This is a genomic window from uncultured Paenibacillus sp., from assembly GCF_963515335.1.
In the GTDB taxonomy this organism is placed as follows: Bacteria; Bacillota; Bacilli; order Paenibacillales; family Paenibacillaceae; genus Paenibacillus_I.
Window position 1 is genome coordinate 148109 of sequence record NZ_CAUPYC010000001.1, and the last position, 15412, is coordinate 163520.

General features: G+C 58.7%; 13 protein-coding genes. 5 read left to right on the forward strand and 8 right to left on the reverse strand.

Annotated elements, in window-relative coordinates:
* Positions 1-157 precede the first annotated feature (157 nt).
* Positions 158-4060, reverse strand: coding sequence for a DNA polymerase III subunit alpha (locus RWM61_RS00690; protein WP_313996241.1), 3903 nt, complete (start codon positions 4058-4060; stop codon positions 158-160).
* Between the two features lie 126 nt (positions 4061-4186).
* Here RWM61_RS00690 and RWM61_RS00695 point away from each other — a divergent pair, with 126 nt between their 5' ends.
* From RWM61_RS00695 to RWM61_RS00705, 3 genes are all read left to right on the forward strand, one after another.
* Positions 4187-4513 (forward strand): YtrH family sporulation protein, encoded by a 327-nt coding sequence (locus RWM61_RS00695; protein ID WP_313996378.1) that lies wholly within the window; start codon positions 4187-4189, stop codon positions 4511-4513.
* A 3-nt stretch (positions 4514-4516) separates the two neighbouring features.
* Positions 4517-5029 carry a hypothetical protein gene (locus RWM61_RS00700; RefSeq protein ID WP_313996243.1) on the forward strand — a complete coding sequence of 171 codons (513 nt, stop codon included), beginning with the start codon at positions 4517-4519 and terminating at the stop codon, positions 5027-5029.
* Positions 5030-5130: 101 nt separating this feature from the next.
* A complete protein-coding gene (locus RWM61_RS00705; RefSeq protein WP_313996246.1) occupies positions 5131-5421 on the forward strand; it encodes a YtpI family protein in 291 nt (96 codons plus the stop codon).
* A gap of 15 nt (positions 5422-5436) precedes the next feature.
* Here RWM61_RS00705 and RWM61_RS00710 read toward each other — a convergent pair whose 3' ends face one another.
* Positions 5437-6783: a DRTGG domain-containing protein gene (locus RWM61_RS00710; RefSeq protein ID WP_313996248.1), complete on the reverse strand. Its 1347-nt coding sequence runs from the start codon at positions 6781-6783 to the stop codon at positions 5437-5439.
* A 156-nt stretch (positions 6784-6939) separates the two neighbouring features.
* Between RWM61_RS00710 and RWM61_RS00715 the strand changes: the two genes are divergently transcribed.
* Both RWM61_RS00715 and RWM61_RS00720 read left to right on the forward strand, forming a co-directional pair.
* On the forward strand, positions 6940-8286 hold the full coding sequence (locus tag RWM61_RS00715) for an ATP-binding protein (RefSeq protein ID WP_313996250.1): 1347 nt from the start codon (positions 6940-6942) through the stop codon (positions 8284-8286).
* A gap of 20 nt (positions 8287-8306) precedes the next feature.
* Positions 8307-9596, forward strand: a complete 1290-nt coding sequence (locus RWM61_RS00720) for a hypothetical protein (protein ID WP_313996253.1) — start codon at positions 8307-8309, stop codon at positions 9594-9596.
* Positions 9597-9648: 52 nt separating this feature from the next.
* Here the strand turns inward: RWM61_RS00720 and RWM61_RS00725 are convergent, their stop codons facing one another.
* From RWM61_RS00725 to RWM61_RS00750, 6 genes are all read right to left on the reverse strand, one after another.
* Positions 9649-10569 carry a BadF/BadG/BcrA/BcrD ATPase family protein gene (locus RWM61_RS00725; RefSeq protein WP_313996256.1) on the reverse strand — a complete coding sequence of 307 codons (921 nt, stop codon included), beginning with the start codon at positions 10567-10569 and terminating at the stop codon, positions 9649-9651.
* Positions 10550-11254, reverse strand: a complete 705-nt coding sequence (locus RWM61_RS00730) for an N-acetylmannosamine-6-phosphate 2-epimerase (protein ID WP_313996261.1) — start codon at positions 11252-11254, stop codon at positions 10550-10552. The genes RWM61_RS00725 and RWM61_RS00730 overlap by 20 nt, the downstream gene beginning before the upstream one ends.
* A gap of 26 nt (positions 11255-11280) precedes the next feature.
* Complete coding sequence (locus RWM61_RS00735) at positions 11281-12129, reverse strand: MurR/RpiR family transcriptional regulator (protein WP_313996264.1); 849 nt, start codon at positions 12127-12129, stop codon at positions 11281-11283.
* 27 nt (positions 12130-12156) lie between these two features.
* Entirely contained in the window at positions 12157-12978 is an 822-nt protein-coding gene (locus tag RWM61_RS00740; protein WP_313996267.1) for a carbohydrate ABC transporter permease, read from the reverse strand.
* Between the two features lie 15 nt (positions 12979-12993).
* The gene (locus RWM61_RS00745) at positions 12994-13845 is read right to left on the reverse strand and encodes a sugar ABC transporter permease (RefSeq protein WP_313996270.1); all 852 of its coding nucleotides are present in this window, start codon (positions 13843-13845) and stop codon (positions 12994-12996) included.
* Between the two features lie 70 nt (positions 13846-13915).
* Positions 13916-15304, reverse strand: coding sequence for a sugar ABC transporter substrate-binding protein (locus tag RWM61_RS00750; protein ID WP_313996273.1), 1389 nt, complete (start codon positions 15302-15304; stop codon positions 13916-13918).
* Between the last annotated feature and the right edge of the window lie 108 nt (positions 15305-15412).

Consider the following 15412-nt stretch of genomic DNA (forward strand, 5'->3'; position numbering starts at 1 on the left):
GGAGTAAGCGCTCTCAAGCGGTAAAAGCCCGCCGGAGCATCCCGTCTCCACGGCTGTGCCCCTGCAACGTCCACTGGCGGTTGTTGCCGCTGAGACCGGACTTTGCCCGCTCTCACGTTACTTTTTCCGCCGAAGCGGCGCCCAACTGGGCTATGCTTTATTTCACAACCGCCGAGCCTTTGCCCAGCAGCTTCTCAATGTCGCCGATCAACGCCGGCGACGGCTTGACCCGCCCCTTGTCGGACAGCGCGATCGTCTTCTGCTCCCGTTCATAGAAAAGGACCGTGTCCAGCGGACCCGCGTGCGCGGAAAGCAGCTGCTTCAGCTTGGCCAGCAGCGCGGGCTGCTCGCGGTCGGCAGCGATTTTGATGAACAGCCGCTGGGGCCGGCCGGAGGGATTTCGCTGCGGCGGAGCTCCCGCATTATGCTTAGCCCCACCAGCAACAGCAGCCGCAGGCGCACCAGCTGGCGCACCAGCGCCAGCACCGGTAGTCGCGCCAGGACCAGCGCCAGCATCGGCACCAGCACCCGCAGCAGTCGCCGCCGGACCCGACGCACCGCCGCCGGTGCCTCCGGCTGCCGGTCTGCCGGCGGACGCTCCCCTCTTCCCGGCGTCTTGCTTCCTTGGACCGCCTTCGGTTGACGGCCTCTCGGCAAGCTTCCCGGCCGCGCGTGCCGGCTGTCCCGCATCGGGCCGAACCGCGGCCTGACCGGACGGCGGCTCCACCCGCTCCCGATCCGGCGCACGGCCTGCCGAAACCGCCGGGCCGTCCTGCATCCGGGAGCGGGCCGAACGACCGCGGGCCTGCCGCTGCAGCCTTCGCACCTGGCCGGCCAGATCGGTCCGATCCAGCGGCACGACATCCTCCACGATCAGCTTGAAATCCTCATCCTGCTGCTGCACGACGACCTGGACCAGAATCAGATTGCCTTTAGCCAGCAATTCCTGCGCCCGCTTCCAGACGCTTTGGAACACAACGGCCTCCACCCGCACGATGCGGTCCTCCAGCTCGAGGAAGCCCATCGCCTGGCCTTTCCGGTTCGTAAACGGCTTGACCGAGACGATCATCGCCGCCGTCACCGCGTTCGATTCGTCCGGCGCTTCGGCAAGGCCGTACAGCCTGTCGACCCCCAGCGCCCCCAGCTCTTCCTCCCGCTCATCGAGCGGGTGCCCCGACAAATACAAGCCGAGCAGCTCCCGCTCGAATTCGAGCTTCTGGCCTTGCGTGAACGGCCGCACATCCGGAAGCTCGACGTCCCAGTTCCGCACCTCATCGAAGCCGAACAGCTCGATCTGCAGCTCCTCGCGCTCCTTGCGCCACTTGGCCGCCGCCTCGATCGTCTCATCAAGCACCGCGAGAATCTGGGCGCGGTGCCCCTCCAGCGAATCGCAGGCTCCCGCCTGTATCAGCGACTCGATCACCCGCTTGTTCGCCACCCGCAGGTCGACGCGCCGGCAAAGGTCGAGCAGGCTGTCGAACTTCCGCTCGGCGCGCGCCGTCTTAAGCGCCTCGATCGCCTGCGTGCCGACGTTCTTCACCGCGGCAAGCCCGAAGCGGACGGCGCCTTCGACCGGCGTGAACGACACGCCGCTCTCATTGACGTCCGGCGGCAGCACCGCGATCCCCATCCGGCGGCACTCGTCGACGTATTCCGCCGTCTTGCGCTGGTTGCCCGTCACCGAAGCCAGCATCGACGCCAGGAACGGGATCGGGTAATGGGCTTTGAGCCATGCGGTTTGAAAAGCCAATACTCCATAGGCCGCCGCGTGCGCCCGGGGAAAGCCGTAGTCGGCGAACCGGACGATCATGTCGTACACGCGGTTCGCGTCCTCCTCCGCATAGCCCTGCTTCAGGCTGCCGCCGACAAAATGCGCCCGCTCCTCGTCCAGCACCTCGCGTTTCTTCTTCGAAACCGCCCTGCGCAGCAAATCCGCTTCGCCGAGCGAAAAGCCCGCCATCACCGAGGCGATCTGCATGATCTGCTCCTGATAGACGATGATGCCGTACGTGTCGGTCAGAATCGGCTCCAGCGCCGGATGAGGGTAGCTCACCGTCTCCAGGCCGTGCTTCGCCGCGATATATTTCGGAATAAATTCCATCGGGCCCGGACGGTACAGCGCCAGCACCGAAACGATATCCTCGAACGACGAAGGCTTCATATCGCGCAGCACACGCCGCATCCCCGCGGATTCCAGCTGGAAAATGCCCGTCGTCTCGCCGCGCCCGAGCATCGCGTAAGTTGCGGGATCGTCGTCGGGCACGGTGCGGAAATCGATGTCGCGGCCGTACAGCTCCTTCACCCAGCGGAGCGTGCGCTCCAGAATAGACAAGGTGCGAAGCCCGAGAAAATCCATCTTGAGAAGGCCTACCGCCTCAAGGTATTCCATCGAATATTGGGTCAGCGGCGCCGAATCGCCGCCGCTCTGCAGCGGGACGTGATGCGTCAGCGGCTCCTTCGAGATGACGACGCCGGCGGCGTGCGTCGAGGCGTGGCGCGGCATTCCTTCGACCTTGAGCGCCGTCCGGATCAGCTCTCCCGTCTTCGGGCTGCGCTCGCAGGCTTCCCGAAGCTCCGGGCTGACGTTCAAGGCCGCTTCCAGCGTCATGCCGAGCTGGTTCGGAATCAGCTTCGCCGCCCGATCCACCTCCGCGTAGGGCACGGCAAGCGCGCGGCCGACGTCGCGAACGGCGGCGCGGGCGGCCATCGTGCCGAACGTGATGATCTGCGCCACATGCTCCTCGCCGTATTTGGCCGACACGTAGGCGATCACCTCGTCGCGGCGCTCGTCGTTGAAGTCGATATCGATATCCGGCATCGTAATGCGCTCCGGATTGAGAAACCGTTCGAACAGCAGCTTGTATTTCAGCGGATCGACATCCGTAATGCGCAGCGTGTAGGCGACAAGGCTGCCCGCCGAAGAGCCGCGGCCCGGGCCGGTCCGGATGCCCCGCTCGTGGGCGAAGCGGATGAAGTCCCAGACGATCAGAAAATAATCGCTGAAGCCCATGCTCTCGATGACCGACAATTCATAGTCCAGCCGGCGCTCCGCTTCCGACCGGAACGCCGCATCGCTCTCCCATTCCGGCGTATCGCCGTACCGGGCGGCCAGACCTTCACGGCACAAGGATCGCAAATAGGAAGCCGACTCGGCTCCTTCCGGCAGCGGGCCGAACACCGGCAGCGGCGCACGGCCGAATTCGAGCTTCAGCTCGCATTTCCCGGCGATCCGCACCGTATTGGCAAGCGCCTCCGGGACATGACGGAACATCTCGGCCATCTCCTGCGCCGACTTCAAATAAAGCTGGTCGGTCATAATCCGCATCCGCGCTTCGTCCTCGACCGTCTTGCCGGTGCCGATGCAAATCAGCACATCCTGCACGGCCGCGTCCTCCGGCTGCAGGTAATGGACGTCGTTCGTCGCGGCGAGCGGGATGCCCGTCTCGTCGGCGAGGCGGAGCATGCCGGCCAGCACCTTTTTCTGATCCAGCATGCCGTGGTCCTGAAGCTCCAAGTAGAAATCGCCGCCGAACATCGTCTTGTATCTAAGCGCCGACGCGCGCGCCTCCTCGTACCGGTCGTGCAGCAAATGCTGCGACACTTCCCCCTTCAGGCACGAGCTCAAGCAAACAAGGCCGTCCGCATGGGCGGCAAGCGTCTCGAGATCGATCCGCGGCTTATAGTGGAACCCTTCCAGATGACCGATCGAGCACAGGCGCATCAGATTGCGGTAACCGGCCGTGTTCTTGGCGAGCAAAATCAGATGGTAGATCGGGCTTTCCTTGCGGGCGCCCTTATCGAACCGCGAGCCGGTCGTCAAATACATCTCGCAGCCGATAATCGGCTTGATGCCCGCGGCCATGCAGGCCGAATAGAAGGGAACGGCGCCGTACATGACCCCGTGGTCGGTCAGCGCCAACGCCTTCATCCCGAGCTCCGCCGCCTTGGCCGTGAGATCGCGGATGCGGGCGGCGCCGTCGAGCAAGCTGTATTCGCTGTGAACGTGCAGATGCACGAATTCGTCTTCGCGGATCATCGTCATCCGTTCCTTCCGTTGCATGTTCGCATTCTGTTCCCCTTTATCTTATCATAATATGCCCCCCTTCGCCCATAGAATAATAGAGGAACGCCGGACAAGCGCCGGCTCATTCCGAATTTCGGAAGGAAGGGGAACGGGGTGCGAAATTTGAATCTGTTTTTATCCAAGGCAGCGCTCGATTTTTTCATTGCCTTCGGCGTCGTCATCGGCGGCTCCTTGCTGGCGGCGGTCGGCTCGGTGCTCGTCTCATGGCCGCCGGCCTCCACCATGCTTGACACGGCGATGAGGCTGAAAATATGGGCGATCGTCGCGGCGATCGGCGGCACGATCGATCCGGTCCGGGTCATCGAATACAATGTGCTGGAAGGGCACCTGTCGCCGGCCGTGCAGCAGATCCTGTTTATCGTCTTCGCGTTTTTCGGCGCTCACATGGGGACGGAGCTCGTGCGGTGGATTTGCCGCGAGGCGGTGTAGCCGGTGCGCGTGCCGCCGTTCGACCGGTTCCGCCGGACCGGCCAGACGCTCGGCGTCTTCGTGCTGGGCGCCGTCATCGGAGCCGCCGCCTACAACGGCCTCTCCGTCGCCAAATTCGAAGCGCTCGTGAACCAGATCGGGATGCTGGAGGATCAGCTCGGACAATACGAGCAGGAAATCAGAAAGCTGGCGTTGTACAAAAATCAGCACAGCGTCATCAAGACCGTGCTCGTGCATGTGGAGGAAAGCCGGACACCGGGCGAGCCGAAACGGCAGTCGCTTGACGCCGTATCCGAGGCGGCGCTCAAGAAAAGTATCAAAGAGGATCTGGAGGTGTTTGTCGGACGCAGCATCTACGACATCGACGCCGACGCCCGCTTCGCCCGGCTGCTGCTTGACGGTAAAGTGTACAAGGGCGTAACGGGGCGCGATTACCTTGTCGAGATCAAGACGGTGCTCGTCGTGGACAACACGCTGCGCGTCTGGGTGACCGCCAGGCCGCGCAGTCCGGCTTGAACGCCTTCTTCAGCGCCGGCCGGCGGGACGGCTAGAGCCCTCATGCGCTTTCTGTTACAATGGGGCCATGACCTCAAGTCCAAAGGAGAGACGATCGATTCATGGCAATGTTGCAATGGCTGCTCTCAGGGGGCATCATAGTCACCCTGCTGCTTACGGTTTTCTTCAGCTATAAATCCCGGCGCAACGCCGACGGCAGGCTGCGCGACCTGTATGCCGCGCGGACGAACATCTGCATGGGCTTCATGCTTGTCTTCATGGCGCTAATTCAAATGATATTGTTTCCGGGCTCTTCGCTGCGCGTCATCGTCGGCGCCGTGTTCCTGCTGCTCGGCCTGTTCAATCTGTTCGCCGGCTTGAAAAATCACGGCTTGTTCCGGTCGCCGAAATAAGCGGTAAGCACGGCGTCACAGCGGATCGATCATCTGCGCCGCCAGCAACGCTTTGGCGGCCAAGCCGTGATCGTCGTGCAGCTCCATCTCCACCTTGGCCGACTTCCGGCTCAGCTCCATGACGCGCGGGAGAATGGTCACTTCCGCATCGATCTGCACCGGCCTGACGAAATAGGCGGTCATGCTCTCGACCACGTGGTCCCTTTTGCCCAAGTCGGTGATCAGCCGGCGCGACGCTTGCGACAGCAGCGTCGCCAGCGCGCCCTCGGAAACCGTTCCGAGCGGACCCGACATCTGCGGCGTAATTCTGCCTTTATAAACCGCGACCGTATCTTCACCCGCCTTCTCCTCGGTGAACCCGCTCCACATCAGATCGTCGAACGTCTCGCCCGATTGCGTCTGCTTGCCCGCGAACTGCATCGCCCGAGTAATATCCGCCCTGGAGACGACCGCGAGCAGCCGGCGCTGCTTGTCCACAATCGGCAGCAGATCGATCCCTTCGCTCGTCATGCGGTGCGCGGCGGATACGACGGGCAAATTCGATGGGGCCGTGATCGGGCTGCGCGTCATCCGTTTATCGACCGGAAGCCCCGGCGGCGAGCCGGCCGCGTCCTTCGCCGTTATCATGCCGACGACCCGATTCCATTCGTCGACGACGGGGAAGCGGGTTTGGCCCGTCTGCTGCAGCAGGCGCGAGAAATCTCCCACCGTCTGTCCCAAGCGCAGCACATCGGGTGTGCCGCCGAAGGCGACGATATCCTCGATCAGCATAATTTTGCGTTTGATCAGACGGTCGTACATCGCCCGATTGATCATCGACGCCACCGTATACGTATCGTGCTTCGATGAAATGATCGGAAGGCCGCAGTCATCGGCAAGCCGCTTGACATCCTCCGCCGTGTCGAAGCCGCCGGTAATAAGCACGCCCGCTTGCTGCTCGAGCGCGCGCCGGTGGGCGCTGTCGCGGTTGCCGACGATGAGCAGGCTGCCGGCGTCGATATAGGACACCATCGCATCCAGCTCCATGGCCCCGATCACAAACTTGTGAAGCGGCTTGCCCAGCCCGTGCGCTCCGCCGAGCACATGGCCCTCCACGATATCCGCCACTTCGCCGAAAGTCAGCCGGTCGAAGCGGCCGCGCTGCTTTTTCTCGATCCGAACCGTCCCGATCCGTTCCTTGGTGCTCACATACCCGGCATTCTCCGCTTCCTTCAGTCCGCGATAAGCGGTTCCTTCGCTGACGCCGAGCTCTTTGGCGATCGCGCGGACGGAGAGGCGCGTTCCGATCTTCAGCCCCTTGATGTAGTTCAATATTTTCTCATGCTTGGTCAATGCGTCGCCCTGCGGGTCGATCGGGGTCATCGGGAGTTCCTCCGTTTCCTGCGCCGGGCGTCTCCTGTCCGGCGGCGGTACAAAAAATTATTTTCATTTTACCAAAAAAAAAGTAAAGTAATAGATAGCAAACATCGTTCGTCGACACTTTTCGACGATAACGAACGCCCTCTTGAGGAGTTTTTCATGAAAGCCATAATTGCAGCACTGGAGCTTCTGCTCCTGTTTTCGATACCGCAAGCGATTGTTTTATTAAGATTCGCCTTTGTTTTCCTCGGCCTGCCGGTCCGGACGATGCTGGATCGCCGCATGCTGCTGTTTGCCTTAACCGTATCGGTATTGGTCGATATCAGCTTTTTCACCATGCCCATGTACGTGCATCCGATTGTCGCAATCGTAATTTTCACCTTCGTCGCGCGGCTTTTCTTTCCGGTATTGCATAATTGGAAGTCGCTGCTGCTCGTCGTTTTTCTCAATTTCTCGGCGTCGTGGATCAGCGAGCTGGGCGGGGTGACCATCGCGCAGTATTTCATCGACCCGATCGCGCTGCGGGAAGGTCCTGCTTATTACAAGGCGATTTTTCTGCTGCCGATCGTTTTCTTGTTTGCCGTTGCCGCGCGGCTGATGGAGAAGCGCCGTTTTCATCCCGGCAGGCGAATCGCCCGCTTTCTGCAGGAAGCCAGAAATACGCCGATCCTCTATTTCATGCTGCTGATTTTCATCCAGACCCTGATGCTAGCGTTATTTTTCACGACAAGATTCTGGAGCCGCTACGAAGAAGTGGCTCAGGCATTATTCTACCTCGGGACCGTGACCATTCTCGTCGTTTCGTTCCTGACGCTCAGATTGATCGTGAAAACGCGGGACGAAGCGATTCAGACCACCCAAACCGCATTTGTCGGCGACCTCATGCAGGTGTTCACGACGATCCGCGGACAGCGGCACGACTTCATCAACCACGTCCAGGTCATGTACTCCATGCTGAAGCTGAACAAGCACGAGCAGCTTCGTCATTACATGGAGGAAGTGGTCGAGGAAATCCAATCGGTCAACAAGCTGGCCGACGACATCCCCGACACGGCGTTCGGCGTGTTCCTGAAGGCGAAATCCGCAATCGCCATGGATAAAAAGATCCGGTTCGACTTCGACGTATCGGAGCTCCCGCAGTCTTTCTCCGCCGTCAAAAGCATCGACCTCGTCCGCATCGTCGGCAATCTGGTCGACAACGCCTTCGACGAGGTCATGAAGCTTCCCGCCGTCGAGCGCCGCGTCTCGCTCCGAATCCGCATCGATCACGACGAGTCGGTGGTCATTACCGTGTCCAATCCGGGGGAGCCGTTGTCGGTATCGCATCAAAAGGACATTTTCTCTCCGGGCTTCAGCACGAAAAAAGGCGACCACTCCGGGCTCGGCCTGCCCATCGTCATCGAGCGGACAAGGCATTACGGAGGCCAGGTGGAGGTCGGTCACAGCGAAAAGGAAGGCGTCATCTTTTGCGTTCGTATTCCGGTCGATGCCTCGGGTATCGGCTGACGAATGGAAGGAGGTGCTTTATGAGGTTTTCCTACGAGGTGCTGCTGCTGCTCTCTATTCCGCAGACGTTTGCGGTCACATGGTTCGTATTCCGTTTGTACGGCGTGACGGTTAAACGATTTTTCCGGCGGACATGGTGGTTTACCGCGACAGGCTCCGTGCTGCTCAATATCGGGTTTCTTACGCTTCGGGTGGAAATCCACCTGATCGTGTCCATTGCGCTGATGTTCGTCCTGCTTCATCTATTCTACCGGGAGCTTCGGTGGCGAACGAAGCTGCTGCTCTTGGCCACCTTCTATGTCTGCGCATTCATTTCCGACATCGTAGCGCTTGCGCTGTTGAGCGATCTCGTGCCTTATGAAACCCTCAGGACCGGACCGTTCTATTACAAGTTTCTGCTATGGCCTTTCTTCGGCGCGTTTGCGGCGGGGGCGGCCGTGATGGAGCGCCGGCGCTGCCATCCCGCGGCCCGTCTTGCCGGTTATATCGGGGAGGTCGGAGATACGCACGCGCTCTCCTTTCTTCTGCTTCTCGTATTTCAACTGATCGTGCTGTCCACTTCGTTTGTGCTTCCGAACCTGCTGGACCGTCCCGTTTATTCGGATGCCTTGTTTGCGATCGGCATCGTCTCCGTGCTTACGGTCACGGCCATGGCAGCCCGTCTGATCGTCTGTAGCCGCCGCCGGGCGATCCGTCTCGCGCAATCCGTGTATGTGGACGAGCTTCTGCGGCTGTTCGCTTCGTCGCGCAGCCACAAACAAGACTTCACCGCCTATGTGCGGACGATGCAAGCGATGCTGAAACAGGGCAAAACAAAAGATTTGGCTGCCTACATGGAAGAAGTCGTCGACGGCATCCGTATCGTGTCCGAGCAGACGGCCGCGAAAGCGATTCCCGAGCTGGCCGCCGTTATCCACGCCAAGCAAGCGGCGGCCGCGGATAATCTCATCGAATTCGAGGTGCGGATTCCGGCCCTTCCCGCGCAGGAATTGTCGGTTCGGACGATCGAGCTCGTCGGCATGACCCGCAAGCTGCTCGAGCATGCATATGAAAGGGTGATCCTCCTTCCCTACAACAGCCGCAAAATGACGCTGGACATTTACGGTGAAGAAACGCATTTGGTCATCCGCGTCGGCAGCCCGCCGAGCACGAAAGCGGTCGTCCCCATCAAGGTCGGCGAGCGCCATATCGACATGGTCAGAAAGCAGGCAAAACGCTGCCGCGGCGACCTGTCGGCGGCTCTCCGAGCCGACGGCGGAACCGATTATTACCTGCGGCTGCCGCTTGCTTCTCCGGTAACCGCCCCTTGAGACCAACTGGAGGAGAAGTGTTTCGGTTTCACGGTATGCAACATTGTCATGGTCATCCCCTCGTCTTATGAATATCAAGGGCCAGAAGATAAATTCCTTCCGCCGGATCGGCGGCGGCTTTGCTCACCAGCCGGTCCATTCCCGCGGCTTCGAATCGTTTGATGAGGCTGCCCGTCAGCCGGGAGGCGTTGAAGACTCCTCCCGACAGGTAGATCGGAATGCCGCCCCCGAGCCGCGCGCTAATGGCGCTGCTTAAATCAAACAGATGGCCGGCGCCTTCTTCCATGATCCGGACGGCTGCAGCGTCTCCCTTCACCGCCCACTCGTCGACGATCGGGACCAGCAGGGCAAGATGCTTGTCGGCGATCTGCCCGGAATGGATGGCGGCAAGCAGGCGAGTTTCCCCCCTGACCTGCAATGCTTCCAGAATCGGATGTTCCATCCCCGTCGTTTCCGTAAGGCCAGCTTGAGATTTTAGAACGGTCCTCACGGCTTCGAGACCGATCCAATACCCGCTGCCTTCGTCACCCAGCAGGTGGCCCCAGCCGCCGAGGCGGATCGATTGTCCCTCCCGGTTTCTTCCGTACGCGACGGTTCCGCCTCCGCTGATCACCACGATGCCCGGATCGCCTTTCGTGACGGAATACCAGTTGCCCCAGTAATCCGGCACGATTCGCAAACCGGCCAATTCGAATCCCGGGCAGGAGAGCACATCCTCGATCGCCTGAGGGATGGCCGTGGTATCATCGTGATAACCGGTCAAGCTGAAGCAAATCGTGACGGCATCCCGCATGCTTAATGCATTCAGCCGATCGCGGACATTCGCCGCCATGGACCGGTAACTGTCAAGTCCGCCTGTTTTGGCGTAATGGATGACCGGCTCATCCGTCCACCGGTTCACGATCTGTCCGTTGCTGTCATAGATGACGACCGACGTCTTGGTTTGGCCTCCGTCAACGCAGACCGCTAACATGGTCCTCACTTCCCTCATTCAGCCGAGAGAGCGGCTCCGCATAACGTTTTGTAATAAACACGGTATCCGTGATGGCAGTGCCGACGACCACGAAATAAGCGCCGGCGCGGATGGCCTCTTGCGCCTGATCCGGCGATGCCACATGGCCTTCGCATACCGTCTTGATCCCGGCCTGGGCCAATCTCCTGACCAGGTCGATGTCCGGCAGGGGACGGTTCATGCTCTGCTCCGTATATCCGGACAAAGTCGTACCGACCAGATTTGCCCCTAATTCCCAAGCACGGACGCCTTCTTCGAAGGTGGAAATGTCAGCCATGACCGGCGTGTTCAGGTTCATCCGAATGTCCTGAATCAGTCTCTTGAGCACCTCGGTGTCCGGATGATTTTGAAAGGTGGCCTCCAAAGCGACGATATCCGCGCCTGCTTCAATGATGGCCTTGGCGTGATCGAACGTCGGAGTAATGAAGAAACGCTTGTCATACTGGTGAACCTTGAATATCCCGATGACGGGAATGCCCACGATTTTCTTGATTTCACGGATATGTTCGACTCCGTTGGCCCGAATCCCGACGGCACCGCCGAGCTCGGCGCTTCTGGCCAAAGCGGCGATGGCGGCAGGATCGTTCAACGGATGATCAAAGTGAGCCTGGCAGGAAACGACGAGTCCGTTCTTCATGCTGTCCAAAACATTAACAGCTCCTTTGCAAACGCTTAATAGAGGTTCTTGCTGATCGCTCTCGCTGTTCTCTGGATAGTATCCAAGGCGGTTTGTCCCAGCTGCTGCAAGACATGCTCGAATAAAATATCGAGTATGTGCAATTGCGGAATCGTCGACGTAAACGCGCTTCCTTCCGCCGGTTTGGCGCGGGAGGAGCTTAGCAGCACGACGTCAGCGTACTTGGTTACCGGCGATTTGATATGGCTCGTGATGCAAACCACCTTCACGCGGTTGTCCTTGGCGATTTTGGCGATGTCGACGATGTCCACCGTACTTCCTGATACGGAAATCAATACGGCGACATCTTCCATGTTCATCAACGCGGCCTTAACGGGGCCCAGATGGCCGTCGGTTACCGATTCCACCGGCAATCCCGTGCGGATAAAGCGGTACTTGGCGATTTCAGCGGAAAACCCGGATGAACCTACGCCAAAGAAGACGATCCGCCGGGCTTTAAGGATCATGTCCGCGGTGGCCTCAATATCGGCTTCCTGCAGCAGGGAGGTTGTCTCTTCGATGCTGCGGATGTTCTTCTGTTTGACATTTTCGGTAATTGCGCCGGGTCCGGAAATCGGTTCGGCATCATAATCCGCATCCAGCTCTTGGGCAAGCGCCAGCTTGAATTCCTGGAATCCCTTATAACCGACATGCCGGCAGAACCGGAGCACGGAGGTCTCCCCGACTTCCGCCTTCTCCGCGAGATCCGTCAGAGAATCATAGATGATATTTTTGACTTTGCTCAGCACGACGTCCGCTACTTTCTTCTCCGCCTTGGTGAGCAAGGGATAGATACTCCGAATGTAAGCAATGACGTTGCCGGCTTGGGGGGTTGCTTTCGCCATCCGAAACGGCCTCCTATCGACTGTTCGTTATCCTTTAACGGCTCCCATCGACAGCCCGCTGACCAAATACCTTTGCGCGAAAAAGGTGAACAGCAGCGGCGGGAGAATCGAGAGGATCGTCGCAGCCGAGATGTCCCCCCATTTGATCCCCCAACTGGTGATGAACATGGTCGAGCCCAGCGTAACCGGCGTCGATTTGTTCAGAGAGATGATAACGGCAAACAGGTAATCGTTCCACGAGAAAATGAAAGTGAGAATGGCCACGGACGCAATTCCGGGAGCCATGAGGGGCAGCACAATCCTCCACAAAATCTGATAAACGCTGCACCCGTCTATTTTGGCGGATTCTTCGATCTCGTAAGGCAGTTCTTGTAAAAATCCTACCATAAGGATAAGTCCCAAGGGAATATTCAGAAAAATATTAATGAGCACAAGACCCGTAATCGTGTCGAGAAGCCCCAGATATTGAAACATCAAGTAGTAGGGAATCGCGAAAACGATCGGCGGAAACAGCCTGAGCGACATGGAAAACGGCAGCAGCTTGCGCTGACCGAAGTTCATCCGGACCATGGAGTAGGCGGACGGCAGCGCGATGAGCACGACGAACAGGCTCGTGAACACGGATAAGAGAATACTGTTTCTGAAATAGTTCGGAAAATCGTAGCCGGCCGCGTACAGTACATTCCGATAGTGCTCCCAGGTCGGAGAGAACAGGAACTTCGGCGGGAAAGAATTGATGTCCGCGGTTGTCTTCAGGCTCGTCCAGAGCGTGTTCAGCAAAGGAATGACCAAAATGAAGGCGATCACGGTGACGGACAGGGTGTAAATCCAAGGGTTGCCTTTCTTCACGTATTCCCCCTCCTCTTATTTGCCGAGTCTGCGGATGAAGAAAGGTATGAGCATCAGCAGGATCAGGGCGATGATGACCGAAGAAGCGGCCGCCGTGCCGATGTTGCCGGATTTGAAGGCCGTCTCATAAATGTAGATGCTGGCGGTTTTAGACACGTTGCCGGGGCCTCCGTTCGTGAGAACATAGATGACGTCGAACGTCCGGAAGGCGTCGATCCCCCTCAGGAATGCCGCGATGAAAAAAATCGGCGCGATCACCGGAAGGATGATCTGAAGAGTCGTTCTCCAATAGGAAGCGCCGTCCACCGCCGCCGCCTCGGACAGGCCCCGGTCGACGGACTGCAGGCCGGAATAAAGGATCAGAAACGTAAAAGGGACCCATTGGATCACGTCCAATATCATGAGAAGTCGCACAACGATGTCCGGATCGAAGAGATTAACTTCCAGACCCAGCCTGGACAGAAAGTAGGTTGCGACGCCGTTGTTTTCGTTAAGGATGAGCCGGAACATAATGCCCATGAGCGACGGTGCCACCATGATCGGCAGAAGCACCGTGCTGAGCAGAATCCGCTTGCCGGGGAACGCGCGGTTGAACAGGAGAGCGAGCAGGAATCCGAATACGAGCTCAACCGCCGTTACCGTCAGCGCGAACTTCAACGTAAATCCGATGGAATGCCAGAAGTCCCGGTCCTTCAAGATATCCAGGTAGTTGGCGAGTCCGCTGAAATCCGGGGTCTCCTGTCCGAGCGAAACATTGTGAACGCTCAGATATATCGCGTAACCGGTCGGAAACAACACCATCAGCAGGAAAAACAATAGCAGAGGCGCGGCCAAAATCCACTTCGCTGCCTTGTCTGAGCTCAACATGTCCAACACCTCTTCCTTACACTAAACAATGGGATAAAGGGGAGACGGCTCCCCTTTACCCGTGTCCGGTTTATTTGTTCAGCAGCTTGCTTACTTCTTGCTGCGCTTTGGCAAGGGCTTTGTCCGTGTCTTCCTGGCCTACCCAGGCGCCGCTTAACGCTTCGGCCAGCTTCTGAAGAATCGGCTGCGTCTCGGCCAGAATCGGCACCGAGTAGCCGTATTTGTCGACGTGTTCCGCGATCAGCGGAAGGACGGCGTTCTTGTCTTTCTTGCCGTTCAGCACTTCCGAAATCGGAGGGATACCGCCATTTTCCGCATAGATGTTCATCGCTTCCACGGTGGTCAGGTAGTTCATCCATTTGAGCGCGCCGTCTTTATTCTTGGCGTACTTGTTCAGCGCTACGCCCAAACTGTGCACGTGCGTCTTCTGTTTGCCCGGAATCGGAGCGACGCTGATTTTGCCGGCCACTTCGGGAGAGCGGGCCGGATCGTTCAGCTCGCCGTAAGCGGCGCCCCATTGCATCGCGAAAGCCGCGTTGCCGGATTGCAGGGCCGCCTGGGTCTCCGGATACTCGGCGACCGTCGAGTTCGGGGAAGTCATTTTGCCTTCGTAGACGGTGCGGTAGATGTCCATCGCTTTCTTCGCCGCGTCGGAAGTGAACTGCGGGTTGCCCTGGTCGTCCAGCCAGCTGCCGCCGTTGGAATACAGCACGTCATCCCAAATCATGATGTTGAATATCAGATTTTTCAATTGGAGCGCGGTACCGTATTTCGTCGGGGAATCTTCATTGTATTCCTTCGAGAAGAACGCGGCCGAAGCGATGAAGTCATCCCAGCTCCATTCTTTCGGGTCCTTCGGCGTCAGTTCCTTGCCCAGCACCTTCCGGCTGACTTCTTTATACTTGGACTGCCAGGCGGAGTCGGTGAGCAGCTTCTCAATCAGGTCCGTCCGGTAGAACATAAAGTGGTTGCTGACGTCCATCGGGACGGCAAGCGGCTCGCCGTTCATCGTCAGGGAATCGACGGAGGATTTCAGGTAATTATCGAATTTGACTTTGCCGTTCAGGGAATCCAGATAAGGCGCATGCTGGCCAATGATATAACTCGCCGTGAAGTACATATCGACTTCGTCGGATTTGGAATTCATCATGGCCGCTTCTTTCTCGTACGTGCCGTCGCGGCTGAGCAGAACCATCTCTACTTCTACGCCGTCCGATTTGCCCTGACCTGCATTGTAAGCGTCCACGACTTTCTGCATCGCGTCGCTCTCCGGTCCAGGCCAGTACACCATGGACACCTTCGAGGTTTCACCGGAAGCCGCCTTGCCGCCGTCGGAGCTTGGGCTTGCGCCGCCGGATCCCGCAGCGGTTTCGGCCGGTTTGCCGCCGTTGCCGCAGCCGGCCAGAACGAGCATGAGTGCGAGTGCAAAAACCAAACCCCGTGTTAAGAAACGTCTCATCCAAATCCCTCCTATATGGTCTAAACTCATCATACAGGTGCTTTAAATAAAAGTAAACACCTTTTTTTATTTTTTTATGAAGGTTTACTCCACTTTTTAATAAATTAA